We start from the raw sequence: 19,793 nt of genomic DNA, 5'->3' as shown, positions 1-19,793 counted from the left end.
ATTTTATACAAAAATAGTGAAGCTTTTACCATTATTAAATCAAATTGAATAAAATTATATGCCTAAGTATTTTATACATAAGAAATTGATGTATATTTGAACTATGGGAAATTCAAAACTTTATAAAGGTAGTTTAACCACTATAATCATGAAGCTGTTGGCAGAACATGATAAAATGTATGGTTATGAAATAACTCAAAAAGTAAAACATTTAACCAAAGGTGAATTAAATATTACCGAAGGAGCTTTATATCCAGCCTTACATAAATTAGAGGCAGAGGGTTTATTAGATGTTGAGGTAAAAAAAGTAGATAACCGTTTACGTAAATACTACAAATTAACAGAAAGTGGTATGAAAGAAACGGTTAATTTATTAACCGAATTACAACAATATATTCAAACCATGCAGCATTTGGTAAATCCTAAATTAAGTTTAGACTAATGAATAAATTAACACCAGAAAACATAAAGTTTATAGACAATTATTTGGTTAAAGCTGATGTAATTTATTTAGATATTAGAGTTGAAATGATTGATCATATCGCAACAGCCTTAGAATCTCGAATGCAAACAAAAAACGAAGATTTTTATAATGCTTTTAAAGACTATATGGTGGAACATAAAAAATCTTTAATTAAAAGTGATAAAAAACATAGAAAGTCTATACGAAAAGATATTATAAAACAAATCCTCAAAAAAACAATATCTATTCAGGCATTTTTAGTTTTTTGTATCGCTTTTATGACACAACTTTATTTAAATAATAATCACCATTTTTTTGAAGATAATTATTTTTTTAGTTATTACGGTTTGTTAATGTTAGGTTGCTTTTTCGCTACTAAATATCTTAATTTTTTCTTTTCAAAACCTAAAATTGATTATAGTTTAAAATATTCGGCTATATCTATTATGGCTTCGGTTCTTGTTATTAGCTATTACTCATTATCTATACTTTTCAGAATTGTAAATAGAGTTTTTGACAAAACAGTTTTAATTGTTTTTTTAAGTGTCTTTATTGTTTTGTTATTCAACTCCTTCTGTGTTTTAAATAATTATATCAACAAATATAAAAAGCAATATTACTTTTTATGAAGCTAAGTAAAGAACAAATAGCATCTCTATACAAATTCACCCGTCAACATTACGTGGTACATTACGATTTACAAACCGAGCTTGTAGATCATCTTGCAAATGATATCGAAACCATTTGGGAAACAAAACCTAGTTTAAGTTTTGAGCAAGCTAGAGATATATCTTTTAAAAAATTTGGAGTTTTTGGTTTTATGGATGTAGTTTCGGCACGCCAAAAAGCTATGAATAAGCGCTACATGAAATTACTATGGTTGTTTGCTAGGGATTGGTTTGCTTTTCCAGAACTACTTAAAACCTTAGTAGTATTCTTTATAGTACTTTTTTTATTTCAACTAGATTATGGTAATTATTTAGCTATTAGTCTTTTTACAGGATTATTTGTAGCTATGTTTATTAAAGGTGTAAAGTTTTCTAAATACATTAAGAAAAAAGAAAAACCAAAAGAGAAATTATGGCTTTTAGAAGATTTAATTTTTAGGAATGCTTCAGCAAACGCACTGTTATTACTATCTCTTGTTGTAAATAGTTATAATACCATAAGTATCTTTTGGACTTATAAATTTGCGCCACTAATTGCGGCGCTTGTGTTTACTCTATTTACCATTTATAGTTACGTAAGTGTAGTGGTTTTACCTAATAAGTCTCAAGATGTATTAAAAAAAGTGTATCCGGAATTTAATGTGTAACATTTATTACCTTTAGGCTACTAATAAAATGTAAAATAAATATAACGTTATGAATAAAATAATTTATGTATTGGCAATTGCTTTAGCCACATCTTTGTCGACTTTCGCACAAAGTGAAAATTCAGATTTTAAAAATCAAACCATAGAGTTTATTAAAATTACGGGCTCTAGAGATTTATTTGATGGAGCTATAGAACAAATTGGAGCAAGTGTTCCAGAAGAGAACAAAGCAGCTTACAGAAAAGAAGCTAATGCAACTTTAGACCAGTTATATTCAGATTTAGCCGATATTTATATGGAAGAATTTACAGCTCAAGAGATTAATGAGTTGGTGAAGTTTTATAAATCCGATTTAGGAAAAAAAGTGGCTTCTAAGCAAGGCTTACTAGCACAAAAAGGGATGATGTTAGGTCAGAATTGGGGTATGGGCTTAGGTAAAATTGCAGAAAAACACAGCAAATAATTACAAATTATTGACTTGATCCCAAAACCAATTCCTTTTAAACCATGATTAAACAATTTATAAAGTTAGAGTGGAAATCTTTTTTGAGGTCTGCAGCATTTAAAACCAATCTTGCGCTTAAAATTTTAATGGTTTTAGGAGCTCTATATTTTATTGCTTGCTTTCTGTTGCTAGGGTTTGGTACCTATTATATTATAGAAAAAGCTTTAGAAAAAGAACCGTTTGAAGTCATTAATAAAATTCTAATTTTTTATGTGATTTTGGATTTGGTCATTCGGTATTTTTTACAAAAAATGCCTATTGTTAATATCAAGCCTTTTTTATATCTACCGCTTAAAAAAAATACGGTCATAAATTTTGGGATTGCTAAAACAGCCATTTCTTTTTTTAATGTTATTCATGCATTTTTCTTTATTCCATTTTCTATAGTTTTAATTATTGAAGGTTATGATGTAGTAAATGTTATAGGTTGGCATATCGCCATTATGTCTTTAATTTATTGTAACAACTTTATAAACATTTTTGTTAATAGTAAGGATCTTGTTTTTGCTTTAGTTGTAATGGTTATTGTTGCATTAGGAGCATTAATGTATTTTAATGTATTCGATCTTACTGCATACACTTCTCAAATCTTTACAGCTTTTTACAATTTACCTTACCTGGCAATTATACCATTACTATTGGCTGTGGCTTTATATAGGCTGGCATTTAACTATTTCAAGACACATTTTTATTTAGATGCTGGTTTGGCATCCAAAGTTGCGGTTGCAGAAACCGATAATATGACTTGGTTAAATCGCTTCGGAAGTGTTTCTACGTTTTTAAAAAATGACATTAAATTAATAAAACGAAATAAGCGCTCTAAGACTACGGTTTTAATGAGTGTGTTATTCATTTTTTACGGCATGTTATTCTTTACAGGCGCAGTAGAAGCATATGATGGTCCATTCTGGAGAATATTTGCAGGTATTTTTGTCTCTGGCGGCTTTCTATTTAGCTTCGGGCAATTTGTACCAAGCTGGGATAGTTCTTATTATCCGTTATTAATGAGTCAGAATATTAAATATAGATTGTATTTAGAATCTAAATGGTACTTAATGGTTATAGCTACTATTGTTTCAACGATATTAGCTTCATTTTATTTATATTTTGGTTGGCAAGCTTACGCTGCTGTAGTTGCTGGAGCAATTTATAACATTGGAGTAAACTCTCATATTGTACTTTGGGGTGGTGCATATATAAAAACACCAATAGACTTAACTTCTAATAAAAAAGCATTTGGAGATAAGAAAGCATTTAATGTTAAAACCTTGCTATTAACCATTCCTAAATTACTATTACCTATGGCAATATATGCTGCAGGGCATTTACTGCATGGCGAATTGTTAGGATTTTCTTTAATAGTTGTAGTTGGAGTTTTAGGCTTTTTATTCAAAAATAGAGTGTTTACTTTAATAGAAAGCATTTATAAAACAGAGAAATACAAAACTATTGCCGCTTATAAACAAACCAATTAAAAATCATGATTACAACAACAAATTTATCTAAAAAATATAACGACGCTTTAGTATTACATATTGAAAGCCTGTCTATTCCAAAAGGTCAGAGTTTTGGACTGGTTGGTAATAATGGTGCAGGAAAAACCACCTATTTTAGTTTGCTTTTAGACTTAATACAACCTACAACTGGAGAAATTAGTAATAATGATGTCGTGGTTAATAAAAGTGAAGACTGGAAACCTTTTACTTCGGCATTTATAGATGAAACTTTTTTAATTGGTTACCTAACTCCAGAAGAATATTTCTACTTTATTGGCGAATTAAGAGGTCAGAATAAAAGTGATGTTGACGCTTTGTTAAGTCAATTTGAAGATTTTTTTCATGGTGAAATATTAAATCAAAAAAAATACCTGAGAGATTTAAGTAAAGGAAACCAGAAAAAAGCAGGTATTGTTGCAGCATTAATTGGGCATCCAGAAGTTATTATTTTAGACGAGCCATTTGCTAATTTAGATCCAACCACACAAATTAGGCTAAAAGCTATAATTAAAGATTTAGCACAAACCAAAGGAGTTACTGTTTTGGTGTCTAGTCACGATTTACTTCATGTTACCGATGTTTGCGAACGTATAGTGGTTTTGGAGAAGGGGCAAATTATTAAAGATTTAGCTACTAACGAGGCGACTTTAAAAGAATTAGAGGCTCATTTTTCAAACTAAAAATTAAAAGTAAAGAAGCGAGAAGCTTCTTAGGTTTAAGAGTTGAGTTGAGTTAATTTTAGTCGTTAATAAAACGCTATAATCCAAAAAGTTGCTTATTTTTACGTGCTTTAGTCAATACATATACTATTTACTAAAGTTTTTAGTTATGTATTAAAATAATTAATAACGTTGAAGTTAGCATTAAAATCTATTATAATAGCAGGAGTTATCACGATAGCTTTTCAAAGTTGTTCCAGAAAAAAAGACAATTTTGTAAGCCGTAATTACCATGCGTTAAACACAAAATATAATACCTTATTTAATGGTTATCAGGCTTTAGAAAAAGGTCGTGATGAGCTAAATAATTCTTACGAAGATAATTACTGGGAGCTTCTACCTATAGAACGTATGCAAATTAGCGAAGATATCTTTCTTCCTAGTGAGTCTAAAAATGAAAACTTTTCAAGAGCTGAAGAAAAAGCCGTTAAAGCCATTCAAAAACATGGCATGAATATTAACGGTAAGGAAAAAAATCCTCAAATAGATGAAGCGTATCTTCTTTTAGGAAAAGCACGTTATTTCGACCAACGTTTTATTCCTGCTTTAGAAGCCTTCAACTACATACTTTATAAATACCCTACAAGCGACAAAATTAATCAAGCAAAAATATGGCGTGAAAAAACCAATATCCGTCTTGAAAATGATGAGGTTGCTATAGAGAATCTAAAACGTTTATTAGAACAGGAAGAACTGGAGCAGCAAAATTTAGCAGACGCCACTTCTATGTTAGCCCAAGCCTACATTAACACAAAATCTTTAGATAGTGCGCTTACACAAATTAAAGTGGCGGCAAAAAACACTAAAAAAGATTTCGAAAAAGGACGTTTCAATATTATAAAAGGACAACTTTATAATAAACTAAATTATAAAGACAGCGCTAATATGGCTTTTGACAAAGTCATAAAATTAAATAGAAAAATTCCACGTAAATATTTAATGGCAGCGCATATAGAAAAAGCTAAAAATTTCGACTATAAAAATGGCGATAAACTGGCTTTCTCAGAGTTGTTAACGGATTTGGAGGAAGATCGTGAAAACCGTCCGTTTCTGGATAAAATATTTTTTCAGAAAGCTCAGTATTTTCAAAACACCAATAACGACTCGTTAGCTATTGTTTACTATAATAAATCTTTACGTAAAGGTTCCAGAGATAAACAGCTTACCGCAAATACCTATACCATTTTAGGCGATTATTATTTTGATAATTCTGAATATAAAACTGCAGGTGCTTATTTTGATAGCACTATGACTAATTTAAGAACTAATAGTAAGCCTTTTCGGGTAATGAAACGTAAGCGTGAAAATTTAGATGACGTTATTTTATATGAAGGTATTGCCACTACAAACGATAGTATTTTACGCCTGGTAAACATGTCTGAAGCGGAACGTTTATCTTATTTCACAAAGTATACCGATAGTTTAAAACAGGAAATGGCACTCTTAGCCGAGAAAAAAGAAATAAAATCTCGTAATAAAGGCTTAAACCAAGATAAAAATACTACACCATTTGTTAAAAACAGATCTAATCCTGGAGCAGCATCAACATTCTATTTTTATAACCCGACCACTGTAGCTTATGGAAAACAAGAGTTCGAACAAATTTATGGAGACAGAAAAAATAACGATAACTGGCGTTGGTCTAGTTTAAAATCTAATGGCTTTAAATCTAATAACATTGCAAATAATGCAATTGTTTCTAACGATTCTTTAGAGACACTTCAACCAGACTATTATATCTCGAAAATACCTAAGGACGCAGTTGTTATTGATAGTTTGGTAACGGACAGAAATTATGCTTATTATCAACTAGGTTTAATTTATAAAGAAAAGTTTAAAGAGTATAAACTATCTAAAACTAAGTTTGAAAACTTACTAGATAACAACCCTGAAGAAAAGTTGATACTGCCTTCTAAGTATAACTTATATAAAATTAATGAGCTTTTAAATGAAGGTTCTCAAATGGCTTTTTACAAGGAAGACATCATTAAGAATTATCCGGATTCTCGTTATGCAAAAATTTTATTAAATCCGGATGCTGCAAATATAACCGACACAGAAAGTCCAGAATATTTGTATGCACAAACATTTAAGTTGTTAGACGAGCAAAAGTTTGAAGAAGTAATAGAAAAAAGTGACCAGTATAGCGCTAATTTTAGTGATGAGCCAATTCAACCAAAATTTGAACTTTTAAAAGCAACTGCAATTGGTCGTTTAGACGGTTATGCTGCCTATAAACAAGCATTAGATAATGTGGCGCTGGAGTTTGCAAATTCCCCAGAAGGCATACAGGCTAAAACCCGATCAAACCAGTTAGTACAATTAAACGATACAACTTTTGTAAATAATGAAGCATCAAAAAACTATAAAGCTATATATGTTTTTAATGCTTCAGAACTAAACCAAATAGACGACTTTACAAAGCGTTTAACTGAAGCTATAGAAAAAGCAAACTATAGAGAGCTTACTGTGTCTAAAGATTTGTACGATAGAAACACGTGGTTTGTTGTGGTACATGGTTTTAAAAATATACAAAATCCAAAAGGATTAACCGATTTGTTTGGTCAATTAAAAAGCACAAAACCTTTTAAAATTAAGCGTCAGCCTATTGCGGTATCATCCGAGAATTATCAGAAAATTCAAATTTATAAAAGTCTTAATAGCTATCTAAATCTTAAATAACCCCAAATTATGAAAAGAGATAAAAAATTAGATTCTTCTTCTATCCAGAACATTATTTCGCCATCAACTCGTGTTAAAGGAGATTTTAGCAGTAATGGAGACATTAGAGTGGACGGATATTTAGAAGGTACAGTAAAAACTTCAGGAAAAGTAGTAGTTGGAAAAGACGGACAAATTGTTGGTAAGTTAGAGTGTACAAGTGCTTATTTTGAAGGAGCTTTTCAAGGAGAGATGAAAATAGAAAATACACTTACTTTAAAAGCAAGTGCAAAAATTGAAGGCGATGTAGTGACTGAAAAGTTGATGGTAGAGCCTGGTGCTATTTTTAACGTATCTTGTGTTATGAAATCAACCGTTAAAGACCTAAAAGGTGACGCAAAAACCCAAAAAACCGCTTAATAAATTTATTCGTTTTACCTCTATTGGTTTACAAATGGGCTTAACCATTTACTTAGGTAGTAAATTAGGTGAGTGGCTGGATGTTAAGTTTAACAATCAAGACCAGTTATATTATAAAATAGTGTCTTTAATTGCCATTTTTATTGCAATTGCATCAGTAATATATCAGGTTATTCAAATTACTAAAGACAAATCACCCTAAAATAAAATTAAACAAATGCTAAAACGTATTCTTATCGTAACTGCAGCGCTTGTGGTGTTATTTCTTGTCGCTTATAATATTCATAACTATTTAAGTATTAAAGCCTTGTCTTTTCCTTTAATATCAGTTTACGGCTTTCATGCTATAGCAGCAATTATAGTATATGTGGCTGTAGAGTTGGTGGCGAGTAAGTTGCCTAATCAGGCAGGATATGCATACCTTATGTTGATGTTTTTTAAAATTGGGGCATTTGTATTGTTGTTTCAAACCTCTGTTTTTGCAAAGGACCAATTAGAACAAGCCGATAAAATAGCTCTGGTAGTCCCACTATTCCTGTTTTTAATAGTAGAAGCTATTGCCGTAGGAAAGTTGCTAAACAGCAAATAGTTAACAAAATTTAAAGCGAATTTATTCATAGATATCTCATCCTGAAATTTTAACATAAAAATTGAATAAAAAAAAGGGTTTGGTATTTTAAATTATTGCGTACATTTGCACAAAATTTACGAAGCATAAATTTCATTAGTTAGAAAAAATATGATGGTAGCAACAAAATCTATTCAATTTATAGCAGCTTTAGCTTTCATTTTTACGTCATTCTCAGCATTTGCTGGCGGTAGCGATAATGGTCAGCCAGGCAATACCATAGATACTCCAGAGGAAATTAAAGACTATATTGCTCATCACTTAAAAGATTCTCACGATTTTCATTTATTTACAGATAACGAGTCAGGTACTCATGTAAGCTTTCCTTTACCTGTAATTGTTTGGACTAATGATGGTTTAAAAACCTTTATGTCGTCTGCATTTCATCATGATGATAATGGTGAAGTTATTGTTGAAAAAGGAGATGCACGTTTAGTAAAACTTCACAGTAAAATATACGAATTAGAAGAAGGAGCAACTTCAATTAATTTTGATGAGGAAAATCATCCTACAAACGCTCACAAAGTATTAGACTTTTCTATAACCAAATCTGTTTTTGGAATGTTATTGGCAGGAATCTTAATGTTATTAGGGTTTGGTGCTTTAGCAAGAGGTTATAAAAAAGGACATTCTGTACCAAAAGGTTTTGCTAGAGTTTTAGAGCCTTTAGTTATTTATGTAAGAGATGATATTGCAAAACCAAACATTGGTAAAAAGTACCGTAAGTTTATGGGCTTCTTATTAACTGTGTTTTTCTTTATCTGGATATTAAATTTATTAGGTTTAACACCATTAGGATTTAACGTAACAGGACAAATAGCAGTAACAGTATGTTTAGCTATTTTCACAGCTATAATTTACTTATTTAGTGGTAGTAAAGATTTCTGGGCGCACACGTTGTGGATGCCAGGAGTGCCAGTAATATTAAGACCAATATTAGCAGTTATAGAATTAATAGGATTTGTTATTATCAAACCGTTTTCATTATTAGTACGTTTATTTGCTAACATGACGGCAGGTCACTTCGTAGTAATGAGCTTAATAGCTTTAATGATTACGATGAAAGAAGCATTCGGACCAGTTGCGTCTACAGGAATGTCTTTAGTATTGGCTCTATTTATTTCGGTTATAGAAATTTTAGTAGCATTTTTACAGGCGTTTATTTTTACGATGTTATCATCTCTATTTATAGGGATGGCGGTTGAAGAACACGAACATCATTAATATAATATTTCAGTGTAAGCTGAAATTTAAAGAGAATTTGTTTAATTAATATTTATAAAAATCAAATTAGTATGTACAATTTAATTGGAGCAGGATTAATCGTAATCGGTGGAGGAATCGGATTAGGTCAAATTGGTGGAAAAGCAATGGAAGGTATTGCTCGTCAACCTGAAGCAGCTGGAAAAATCCAAACTGCCATGATCATCATTGGTGCCTTATTAGAAGGTTTAGCTTTCGGTGCGTTAATCTTAGGAGCTTAATCCTAAAACAAACAAACTCAGTTTCTGTAACGGTTGGTTGCAGAAACTGTTTTTAAAAATTAAACAAAACAATAGTTAGTTAATCTATACCATATGGAAACTTTATTAAATGATTTTTCGGTTGGCTTATTTATAATGCAAGCGGTTATCTTATTAATATTAATTTTATTAATGAGAAAATTTGCATGGAAACCTATCTTAGACGCGTTACAATCTCGTGAAGATGGTATTCAAAATGCATTAGATTCAGCAGAGAAAGCAAAGTTAGAAATGCAAAACTTAACTGCATCTAACGATAAATTATTAAAAGAAGCTCGTGCAGAACGCGAAGTATTATTAAAAGAAGCTCGCGAGATGAAAGAAACTATGATTTCTTCAGCTAAAGAAGAAGCTCAAGTTCAGGCTAATGCTATGATTGCTCAAGCTCAAGCAGCTATAGAAAGTGAGAAAAAAGCAGCTATGGCAGAGTTAAAATCTCACGTAGCAAGCTTATCTTTAGAAATTGCAGAAAAAGTGGTACGCCAAGAATTATCTAATAAAGACAAGCAAGAAGCATTAGTGGAGTCTATGTTAGGTGAAGCGACTTTAAACTAAATTATTAATTAACAAACAATCCTTTTCTTTTTTGAAAAGGTTAGTATAGGATATGTCAGGAACAAGAGCAGCCATACGTTACGCCAAAGCAGTTTTAGCTTTAGCTCAAGATCAAAATGCAGCAGAAGCTGTAAATAATGATATGAGTTTAATAGCTAATACGGTTAATGGTAGTAAGGAATTACAAGATGTTTTAAGCAGCCCTGTAATAAGTGCTGAGGTTAAAAAATCGGCTTTATTAGCTGTTTTTCCTAATACCACAAAAAATACCTTAGACTTAATTAATACCTTAATTACAAATAACCGTTTAGATATTATAGGAGCAGTTGCATCAAAATATGTTGTAATTTATAATGAGTCTATAGGTAACCAAACCGCAACAGTTACTACCGCAGTAGAATTATCGGGAGATTTAGAAACTAAGGTTTTACAAAAAGTTAAAGAATTAACGGGTAAAGCTGTAACGGTAAAAAATATAGTAGATGAAACTATTTTAGGTGGTTTCATTTTAAGAGTTGGAGATATACAGTACGATGCAAGTATTGCCAACAAACTAAACAAATTAAAAAGAGAATTTACATTAAACTAAAGTGTTGGAAATTAGATGTATCTAACGTCTAACCTCTAGCGTCTAAAGACTAAATAAAATGGCAGAAGTAAAACCAGCTGAAGTATCAGCGATCTTAAAACAACAACTTTCAGGTTTTGAAGCAGGTGCTTCATTAAACGAAGTAGGGACAGTATTAACTGTTGGTGATGGTATTGTAAGAGCTTACGGACTATCTAACGCACAATATGGTGAGTTAGTAGAATTCGAAGGTGGATTAGAAGGTATCGTACTTAACCTTGAAGAAGATAATGTAGGTATTGTACTTTTAGGAACTTCAGTAGGAGTAAGAGAAGGATCTACAGTAAAAAGAACTAACCGTATCGCTTCTATTAACGTAGGTGAAGGTATTGTTGGTCGTGTGGTAGATACTTTAGGAAATCCAATTGATGGTAAAGGTCCTATTGTTGGGGAAACTTACCAGATGCCATTAGAGCGTAAAGCTCCTGGTGTTATTTACAGAGAGCCAGTAACAGAACCAATGCAAACTGGTATTAAAGCAATTGATGCGATGATTCCTGTAGGTAGAGGTCAGCGTGAGCTTGTTATTGGAGATAGACAAACAGGTAAAACAACCGTTTGTATTGATGCCATCTTAAATCAGAAAGAATTTTACGATGCAGGAAATCCTGTATATTGTATATATGTTGCAGTAGGACAAAAAGCATCTACAGTAGCAAACATTGCTAAAACATTAGAAGAAAAAGGCGCTTTAGCTTATACTACTATTGTTGCAGCAAACGCAAGTGATCCAGCAGCAATGCAGGTATATGCACCATTTACTGGAGCATCTATTGGAGAATATTTTAGAGATACAGGTAGACCAGCATTAATTGTTTTTGATGATTTATCTAAACAAGCGGTTGCTTACCGTGAGGTATCTTTATTATTACGTCGTCCACCAGGACGTGAGGCTTATCCAGGTGACGTTTTCTACTTACACTCAAGATTATTAGAGCGTTCTGCAAAAGTAATTAATAATGATGCGATTGCTAGAGAAATGAATGACTTACCAGATTCTATCAAAGGAATCGTAAAAGGTGGTGGTTCTTTAACAGCACTTCCAATTATTGAAACTCAAGCGGGAGACGTTTCGGCATATATTCCAACAAACGTAATTTCTATTACAGACGGACAAATTTTCTTAGATGGAGATTTATTTAACTCTGGAGTTAGACCAGCAATTAACGTAGGTATTTCGGTATCTCGTGTAGGTGGTAACGCACAGATTAAGTCTATGAAAAAAGTATCTGGTACTTTAAAATTAGACCAGGCACAATTCCGTGAATTAGAAGCATTCGCGAAGTTTGGATCAGATTTAGATGCGGTAACTTTAAACGTAATTAATAAAGGTAAGCGTAACGTTGAGATTTTAAAGCAAGGACAAAACGATCCGTTTAAAGTTGAAGATCAGGTTGCAATTATCTACGCAGGTTCTAAAAACTTATTAAAGAATGTTCCTGTAGAGAAAGTAAAAGAATTTGAAAGAGATTATTTAGAGTTCTTAAATGCTAAGCATAGAGACACTTTAGATACTCTAAAAGCTGGTAAGTTAACAGATGAGGTAATCGACACCTTAACTTTAGTAGCTAAAGAATTATCAGCTAAATATTAAATTAGACTTTAGTCGTTAGTCTGTAGTGATCTAAACTATAGACTAACAACTAAACACTAAAGACTAACAAATGGCAAATTTAAAAGAAATACGTAACAGAATATCATCGGTTAATTCTACGATGCAGATTACCAGTGCCATGAAAATGGTATCTGCTGCAAAGCTGAAGAAAGCCCAAGATGCTATTACTGCAATGCGTCCTTATGCAGATAAATTAACTGAACTTTTACAAAGTTTAAGTGCTACTTTAGATGCAGATTCTGGAAGCAAATTTGCAGAACAACGTGAAGTAAAAAATGTATTAATTGTAGCCATTACCTCAAACAGAGGATTATGTGGTGCTTTTAATACTAATATTATTAAACAATCTACTGCTTTAGCCGCTAAGTACGCAGGTAAAAACGTGTCTTTTTTAACTATAGGTAAAAAAGCTAACGATATTTTATCTAAGTCATTTACAGTGGTGGGTAACGAAAGTAAAGTTTATGACGACTTAACTTTTGAAAACGTTTCTGAAATAGCAGAAAGTTTGATGGAAAAATTTGTTAATGGCGAAGTCGATAAAATCGAAATTGTTTATAATAAATTTAAAAACGCAGCAACACAATTAGTAATGGTAGAACAATTCTTGCCAATTGTTCCTGTTGAAAACGATTCTAATGTCGTGTTAGATTATATTTTCGAGCCAGAAAAAGAAAAAATTGTAGAGGAATTAATTCCAAAATCTTTAAAAACACAATTATACAAAGGTGTTAGAGATTCTTTCGCTTCAGAGCATGGTGCACGTATGACGGCTATGCACAAAGCAACAGATAACGCTAAAGAATTAAGAGACCAGTTAAAATTAACTTATAACAAAGCAAGACAAGCAGCCATTACTAACGAAATTTTAGAAATTGTTGGTGGAGCAGAAGCTTTAAATAACTAAAAATAACTTTTAAACATATTATCAATTAATTATCTCTTATAAGATAATTTTAAATTACTTAAGAAGCTTTATTCTTTAAAGAATAAAGCTTTTTTTATTAATTAAACTCAAAAAAACATGAAAAAAATTTCTTTACTCGTATTTCTTATTTGCACAAGTTTATCCGCACAGCTAAAAGTGGGAGATATCAGCTTAGATTTTGGAGAGCCTGTTACAGACACTAAAATAGGTGAAGTCATCCAAATTTCAGGAGTTCATAATAATACTATTTATGCATTAGCAAGACAGAAAAACAAGTTTTTCCTTCAAACTTTTGATGCAGCTACAAGTAATTTTAAGTCTAGTGTTTTATTAGAGTTTGATAAATTAAATGGAAACAAACTAGAAATTCAGGATTTAACCGTTTTAGGGGATAAAATTTATTTAATGTTGTCTTATTATGATAGAAAAGAAAAGACCAATAATTTTATAGCTAAAGAAATTAAAGATGATAAAATTATAAAAACAACTAATTTACTTTCTGTGCCAGTAGAGAAAAAAAGTAAAATGGGAAGTTTTGTATTTACAACATCTTATGATGAATATAATTATCTTATTTCTCACGTTGGAATAAACGAGAGAAAAGAAGAGTTGGCTTATAGCGTTAAACTTTACGATAATAATTTAAACGAGGTTTTAAGTGATACTTATGAAGTTGTCTTTGAAGAACAAAAGGATCAATTTTTCGATTTTTCTGATGTTCAAGTTAATGAGCATGGAGATGTTTTAATAGCAACTACAGAAAGTTTTAGAGATAAAAAAAATAAAACAAGTGTTAACAACATTACCATTCACGCTTATCTTTCTAAAAATGAATACAAAAAACAAGTAACCAACGTAACCTTACAAGGTAAGCGTGCCTTAAACTGTAGTTTGATGGAGACAAAGGATAATACCTTACACGCAATTGGATTTTATTCAGATTTAAAAAATAGTGGTAGAGCAGAATATACGGTTGAAGGTATTTATGACGTGACGTTTAATTACACAACAGGCGAGGTAACAAAGCAGACTTTTAACGATTTTACTGTAGCTGTAAAAGAGAAGTTAATTGGAGAAAGACGAGCAAAGAAAGGGAAAGATTTAAAACCTTTTTATAGAAATATTTCTTTCGTAGAAAGAGATAATGGTGGTGTTATTGTTTTGTCTGAATATGCTTTAGTAGTGCAAGGCCGTTCTAGTGGTATTGGCCCATTGGCAATTACTCCATATACTTATATTTCAAATGAAATTATCGTTACCGCTCTAAAACAAGATGGTAGTTTAGAATGGAGTAATGTTATTCCTAAAGAGCAGCAGGTTACTGTGTCAGAATTAGGTTTTACTCTTGGTTTTGGTGGAGGTAATGGAGGTGTTTCAGTGTCTGCTGGATTATATTTCCCATTAGCCATACTAGGTAATGGACCAGAATTTTTAAGTGCTATCCCAATTTATCACAATGGAGAATTAACTGTGGTGGTTAATGATGACCCTAAAAACATCGGGATTACAGATATTGACGATGTAAAAAAAGTTAGAAATATTAAAAAGATGATTCCTGTTGCGTTTACTTTTGATGAGCAAACAGGAGAGTTAGAGCGAACAGATCCTTTAGAATTTGAGAAAAAACAGATTGTAATACGTCCAGCAACGAAGTATAGAAAAGCTTCAAACGTGTATTATATTTATGGAGGAAATAAAGAAGGAAACTGTATTGGTGTAATGACGCTAAACTAGTTCTAAAACTAATTTAATAGTATTAAAGCCTTATTTGAATTTTCAAATGAGGCTTTTTTAAATTTATGCCTATATTGTAATAAACAAAAACTTACAGCTATGAAAATTTACGGATTACTTACAATAATATTTAGTTTAGCTGTTTTAACAACATGCTCCACTAATAAAAACAAAAATGCTAACAACGCACTACTATTTGAGAAAGATGCACTCATTAAGATTAATCAAGTGACTTATCAAAAACAAGTAGCAGGTAAAGAGGAAGTTGGTGAGTCGTATAAATTAATGGTTGATATTTTATCTAACCCTAAAAATTCAGAACTAGATAGTATTTATTTTAGAGGACTAAAAGGGAAATTAAAATTGCAGAATAACTCCTATACAGCAGTATTAAATGGTCCATCAAATAGAGATTTAATTATGTCTGAAAACCAAATTGAAGAATTAGAAAACGAACTCCCAGATATTTCTAAAATGCCATTCAATTTAAATGACAAAGAATGTGTCATCAGTTATATTGAAAACAGTCGTACAAAATTCTTAAAAACCACAAAACTTAAAGAATTACCCGCAACGTATTATCCATCTACACCGCCTAAAAAGTAATTCATACACTTTTTTGAAAAGCAGCTTATATAACGTACATTTAGACCAATAAATAGATTTACTTGAGCGTTTTAAAAAAGTTTCTAAAGGATACTATAATTTATGGTTTAGCCACTGTAATTCCAAGACTAATGAATATTATTCTTGTAAGTTTACATACCGAAACATTAGAGACGACTAGTTATTCCGAAAACACTACGTTTTACATCTACGCGGCTTTTTTTAATGTATTGCTAACCTATGGTATGGAAACCGCTTTTTTTAGGTTTTTTAGTAAAAGCAAAGAAAAGGATAAGATATTTTCTACAGCCTTGATAAGCCTATTGTCAACAACAGCTGTCTTTTTTATAATCGTCATTTCATTTAATGAAAGTTTGGCCAACTTTGTAGCGCTAGACCAAACCTTTTTTAATTTATTAGTAGGTGTATTAGTTTTAGACACCTTAGTAGCAATACCTTTTGCTTATTTGAGAGCTTCAGGAAGACCTATTAAGTTTACGGCAATAAAGCTTATTAATATTATTATTGTAGTGGTTTTAAACTACTTTTTTTTGTGGGCAATACCTAAATTTCAAATCAACTTTCCAGGTTATAATAACACGCAGCTGGTAACTTATATATTTATAGCCAACTTAATGGCAAGTTTAGTAACCTTTTTATTATTACTACCTTATTTTTTCAGAACAAAACTTCAATTTAGTAAACGCATTTTAAAACAGTTATTAAATTATAGCTGGCCAATTATGGTGGCTGGTTTAGCTTATGTTATAAACGAAAATTTTGATAAATTCTGGATTCCTCAGGTTTTAGGAAAATCGGTTAATGGTGCTTATGCAGGCTGCTACAAACTAGGAGTGTTTATGACCATTTTTATCATGGCATTTCGTCTGGGTGCAGAACCATTCTTTTTTAATCATGCTAAAGAAAAAAACGCAACGACGACCTATGCTTTTATTATGAAGTACTTTGTCATTTTAGGTTGTGCCATGCTGGTATTTATAATTGCCTATTTAGATGTGTTTAAAGTCATTTTAGTAGACAATCCTGACTATTGGATAGCCTTAGAGATTGTGCCTATTATTTTACTTGCAAACTTGTGTTTAGGCATTTATTTTAATTTAGCCATTTGGTATAAACTTACCGACAAAACACGCTATGGAATGTATATTTCTATTTTTGGGGCATTAATTACTATTGGACTGAACATTATGTTTGTAAAGGAAATTGGTTTTATGGCTTCTGCCTGGGCAACATTAATTACCTATGTGTCAATGATGTTAGTGTCTTATTTATTAGGGCAGAAGTATTATCCAGTGCCTTACGATATTAAAAAAATACTCTTGTATTTAGTTAGTGCAACTCTTTTATCTCTATGTGCTTTAAAAACCCATCAAAATTATTACTTAAACACATTTTTTGTTTTAGTATTTTTGGGATTAGTAGTTATGGTAGAAAAGAAAGAACTAAAACAATTATTAAACCGTTAGAACTCTAAGAATAAATCTATGCAAATTCAAATTATTAATAAATCCAGTCATGAGTTACCTAGTTATGAAACCTTAGGTTCTGCAGGAATGGATTTAAGGGCTCATTTAGAAGCCTCAGTTACTTTAAAGCCTTTAGAGCGCACAATTGTAAAAACAGGTTTATTTATTGAGTTACCAGTAGGTATTGAAGCACAGGTAAGACCAAGAAGTGGTTTAGCTGCTAAAAATGGAATAACAGTTTTAAATGCTCCTGGAACTATAGATGCAGATTATAGAGGTGAAATTGGTGTTATTTTAGTTAACCTATCTAATGAAGCTTTTACCATACAAAACGGCGAGCGAATCGCACAACTGGTTATTGCAAAACACGAACGTGCCGAATGGAAAGAGGTAAATCAATTATCTGAAACACAACGTGGAGAAGGCGGTTTTGGAAGTACAGGTGTAAAATAAAAAACTTATAGGCAATGAAATATTTTATTATAGCACTATTGTACTCAACATTCAGTCTTGCACAAGACAATTCAGAAAAAGTTGTAGAAGTTTCTTTAAATGCTTGCGACTGTATCGCAAAAATAGATACAGCTTTAAGTTTTGAAGATAAAAGTGCTGAAATAAAATCATGCATAGAATCTGCAAATACAAGCTACCAACTTAGCCATAAATTAGAAACTATTTCGGAAGTTTTAAATGATACGATTTCTAATACGAAAGAGCTGGATAAGTCTGTAGATAATTTAAATAGTACTACAAAAAATTATACACTTACACTCAATACTCAGGAAGATTATCAAGAAATTGAAGATTATCTTATGGAAACTTGTGGAGATATGAGAGATATTTATTTTTCAAATGATGAAACTCGAAGAAAATCCATCTCTAAAAATGATGAAGCAAGAGCTCAATATTCTTTAGGTATTAGAGCAGGAGAAAATGAAGATTTTCAAACAGCCTTAATGCATTATAAAAAAGCCGTACAAATTGACCCAAAATTTGCTTTTGCTTGGGATAATTTAGGGATTACCTATCGCAGATTAAACCGAAATAAAGAAGCTATAGAAGCCTATAAGAAATCTCTAGAGATTGATCCAAAAGGTTCCATGCCTTTAATGAATATTGGCATAGCTTACCAGTATCTGGAAGATTATGATAATGCTATAAAGTATTATAAAAAGCTTAAAAAATACTATAAAGACAATCCTGAAAGTTATTATGGGTTGTCAAGGATGTATATCTTTAAAGAAGATTATAATGCTGCTGCAGATAATATAATGAAAGCTTATAAATTGTATGTAAAAATGGAATCTCCATATAAAGCAGATGCAGAACAAATTTTAAGTTTAATTTACAAGACGATGGAAGAAAAAGGGATGAAAAATGAGTTTTTAGAAATCGCAAAAGACAATAACTTAAATATTGTTAATTAATTCAAATAATTAAAACCACCTTTTTAAGGGATAAGAAATAATAAAATGAAAATTATAGTTCCTATGGCGGGACGTGGTTCACGTCTTCGTCCACATAGTTTAACCGTTCCAAAACCATTAATTCCTGTAGCAGGGCAACCAATAGTACATCGTTTGGTAAAAGACATTGTAAAAGTCTTAGATCAACCTGTTACAGAAATCGCATTTGTTTTAGGTGATCCTGCTTGGTTTGGAGAAGATGTGGTTTCGCATTTAACTGAATTAGCAGAGAGCTTAGGCGCAAAAGCTTCTATTTATAGACAAGACCAACCATTAGGCACAGGACATGCTATTATGTGTGCCGAGCCTTCATTATCTGGACCAGCTGTAATTGCTTATGCAGACACCTTAATTCGTGCAAGTTTTAATTTAGATCCAGAAGCAGATGCTGTAATATGGACCAAGGAAGTTGAAAACCCTGAAGCGTATGGTGTTGTAAAACTAAATAAAGACCAAAATATTATAGAATTGGTTGAAAAACCAGAAACTTTTGTAAGTAACCAGGCAGTAATTGGGATTTATTATTTTAAAGAGGTTGCCGAATTAAAAGCAGAACTACAAACCGTTTTAGATAATAATATTATCCATGGTGGAGAATACCAAATCAATGATGGTATTAAAGCAATGATGTCTAAAGGAAAAGTGTTTAAAACAGGTACGGTAGACGAATGGATGGATTGTGGTAATAAAAATATTACTTTAGAAACTAATGCTAAGATGCTTGACTTTATTAAGGCTGATGGCATAGAACAAATGATTTCGGATTCTGTAATCTTAGAGAATTCTAATATTATCGAGCCATGTATCATAGGTGAAAATGTAAAACTTAAAAACACTACAATTGGACCTCATGTATCTATTGGTAATAATTGTATTATAGAGAATTGTACCATTCAAAACAGTCTAATACAAAATCATAGTACAATTGCAAATGCTCAATTAAATGAAGCGATGATAGGTAATCACGTAAAATATAATGGTGATTTTACCAAAATAAGTATTGGAGATTACACGACAATGGAATAGTTATTGAGAAATTTCAAT

General features: G+C 31.4%; 22 protein-coding genes. All 22 read left to right on the top strand.

The annotated features are described in order from the left end of the window. The first annotated feature begins 103 nt into the window (after positions 1–103). The gene (locus C7H52_RS02875) at positions 104–442 is read left to right on the top strand and encodes a PadR family transcriptional regulator (protein WP_106462380.1); all 339 of its coding nucleotides are present in this window, start codon (positions 104–106) and stop codon (positions 440–442) included. Beyond that, positions 442–1,092: a hypothetical protein gene (locus C7H52_RS02870; protein ID WP_106462379.1), complete on the top strand. Its 651-nt coding sequence runs from the start codon at positions 442–444 to the stop codon at positions 1,090–1,092. The genes C7H52_RS02875 and C7H52_RS02870 overlap by 1 nt, the downstream gene beginning before the upstream one ends. Continuing rightward, positions 1,089–1,778: a hypothetical protein gene (locus C7H52_RS02865; RefSeq protein ID WP_106462378.1), complete on the top strand. Its 690-nt coding sequence runs from the start codon at positions 1,089–1,091 to the stop codon at positions 1,776–1,778. Before C7H52_RS02870 ends, C7H52_RS02865 begins: the two co-directional genes overlap by 4 nt. Before the next feature lie 49 nt (positions 1,779–1,827). Then, a complete protein-coding gene (locus C7H52_RS02860) occupies positions 1,828–2,241 on the top strand; it encodes a DUF2059 domain-containing protein (RefSeq protein ID WP_106462377.1) in 414 nt (137 codons plus the stop codon). A 44-nt stretch (positions 2,242–2,285) separates the two neighbouring features. Continuing rightward, positions 2,286–3,758: a DUF5687 family protein gene (locus C7H52_RS02855; protein ID WP_106462376.1), complete on the top strand. Its 1,473-nt coding sequence runs from the start codon at positions 2,286–2,288 to the stop codon at positions 3,756–3,758. A gap of 5 nt (positions 3,759–3,763) precedes the next feature. Beyond that, a complete protein-coding gene (locus tag C7H52_RS02850; RefSeq protein WP_106462375.1) occupies positions 3,764–4,459 on the top strand; it encodes an ABC transporter ATP-binding protein in 696 nt (231 codons plus the stop codon). A gap of 171 nt (positions 4,460–4,630) precedes the next feature. Then, complete coding sequence (gene porW / locus C7H52_RS02845; RefSeq protein WP_106462374.1) at positions 4,631–7,180, top strand: type IX secretion system periplasmic lipoprotein PorW/SprE; 2,550 nt, start codon at positions 4,631–4,633, stop codon at positions 7,178–7,180. A gap of 9 nt (positions 7,181–7,189) precedes the next feature. Beyond that, positions 7,190–7,579: a bactofilin family protein gene (locus tag C7H52_RS02840; RefSeq protein WP_106462373.1), complete on the top strand. Its 390-nt coding sequence runs from the start codon at positions 7,190–7,192 to the stop codon at positions 7,577–7,579. Beyond that, on the top strand, positions 7,551–7,781 hold the full coding sequence (locus tag C7H52_RS02835) for an AtpZ/AtpI family protein (RefSeq protein WP_106462372.1): 231 nt from the start codon (positions 7,551–7,553) through the stop codon (positions 7,779–7,781). The genes C7H52_RS02840 and C7H52_RS02835 overlap by 29 nt, the downstream gene beginning before the upstream one ends. Positions 7,782–7,796: 15 nt before the next feature. Continuing rightward, the gene (locus tag C7H52_RS02830) at positions 7,797–8,168 is read left to right on the top strand and encodes a DUF6168 family protein (RefSeq protein ID WP_106462371.1); all 372 of its coding nucleotides are present in this window, start codon (positions 7,797–7,799) and stop codon (positions 8,166–8,168) included. A 150-nt stretch (positions 8,169–8,318) separates the two neighbouring features. Beyond that, the gene (gene atpB / locus C7H52_RS02825) at positions 8,319–9,431 is read left to right on the top strand and encodes a F0F1 ATP synthase subunit A (protein WP_106462370.1); all 1,113 of its coding nucleotides are present in this window, start codon (positions 8,319–8,321) and stop codon (positions 9,429–9,431) included. A gap of 71 nt (positions 9,432–9,502) precedes the next feature. Beyond that, positions 9,503–9,691 (top strand): ATP synthase F0 subunit C, encoded by a 189-nt coding sequence (atpE, locus tag C7H52_RS02820; protein WP_090837241.1) that lies wholly within the window; start codon positions 9,503–9,505, stop codon positions 9,689–9,691. Positions 9,692–9,784: 93 nt separating this feature from the next. Then, the gene (locus C7H52_RS02815) at positions 9,785–10,285 is read left to right on the top strand and encodes a F0F1 ATP synthase subunit B (RefSeq protein ID WP_106462369.1); all 501 of its coding nucleotides are present in this window, start codon (positions 9,785–9,787) and stop codon (positions 10,283–10,285) included. A gap of 52 nt (positions 10,286–10,337) precedes the next feature. Beyond that, the gene (gene atpH, locus C7H52_RS02810; protein ID WP_106462368.1) at positions 10,338–10,874 is read left to right on the top strand and encodes an ATP synthase F1 subunit delta; all 537 of its coding nucleotides are present in this window, start codon (positions 10,338–10,340) and stop codon (positions 10,872–10,874) included. A 58-nt stretch (positions 10,875–10,932) separates the two neighbouring features. Next, positions 10,933–12,507 (top strand): F0F1 ATP synthase subunit alpha, encoded by a 1,575-nt coding sequence (gene atpA / locus C7H52_RS02805; protein ID WP_106462367.1) that lies wholly within the window; start codon positions 10,933–10,935, stop codon positions 12,505–12,507. Positions 12,508–12,577: 70 nt separating this feature from the next. Further along, positions 12,578–13,435: an ATP synthase F1 subunit gamma gene (atpG, locus tag C7H52_RS02800; protein WP_106462366.1), complete on the top strand. Its 858-nt coding sequence runs from the start codon at positions 12,578–12,580 to the stop codon at positions 13,433–13,435. A 117-nt stretch (positions 13,436–13,552) separates the two neighbouring features. Further along, complete coding sequence (locus C7H52_RS02795) at positions 13,553–15,190, top strand: hypothetical protein (RefSeq protein WP_146130000.1); 1,638 nt, start codon at positions 13,553–13,555, stop codon at positions 15,188–15,190. 99 nt (positions 15,191–15,289) lie between these two features. Continuing rightward, on the top strand, positions 15,290–15,796 hold the full coding sequence (locus C7H52_RS02790) for a hypothetical protein (RefSeq protein WP_106462364.1): 507 nt from the start codon (positions 15,290–15,292) through the stop codon (positions 15,794–15,796). 62 nt (positions 15,797–15,858) lie between these two features. After that, entirely contained in the window at positions 15,859–17,283 is a 1,425-nt protein-coding gene (locus C7H52_RS02785; RefSeq protein WP_106462363.1) for an oligosaccharide flippase family protein, read from the top strand. A gap of 18 nt (positions 17,284–17,301) precedes the next feature. After that, positions 17,302–17,736, top strand: a complete 435-nt coding sequence (dut, locus tag C7H52_RS02780) for a dUTP diphosphatase (RefSeq protein WP_106462362.1) — start codon at positions 17,302–17,304, stop codon at positions 17,734–17,736. A 14-nt stretch (positions 17,737–17,750) separates the two neighbouring features. After that, entirely contained in the window at positions 17,751–18,710 is a 960-nt protein-coding gene (locus C7H52_RS02775; RefSeq protein WP_106462361.1) for a tetratricopeptide repeat protein, read from the top strand. Positions 18,711–18,755: 45 nt separating this feature from the next. Further along, a complete protein-coding gene (locus tag C7H52_RS02770) occupies positions 18,756–19,775 on the top strand; it encodes a sugar phosphate nucleotidyltransferase (RefSeq protein WP_106462360.1) in 1,020 nt (339 codons plus the stop codon). Positions 19,776–19,793: the final 18 nt, after the last annotated feature.

Origin of the sequence: Aurantibacter aestuarii (genome assembly GCF_003008425.1) — a bacterium.
GTDB classification, from domain to species: domain Bacteria; phylum Bacteroidota; class Bacteroidia; order Flavobacteriales; family Flavobacteriaceae; genus Aurantibacter; species Aurantibacter aestuarii.
Note: the sequence above shows the minus strand (reverse complement) of the source record. Positions and strands in the feature narration are given on the sequence as shown.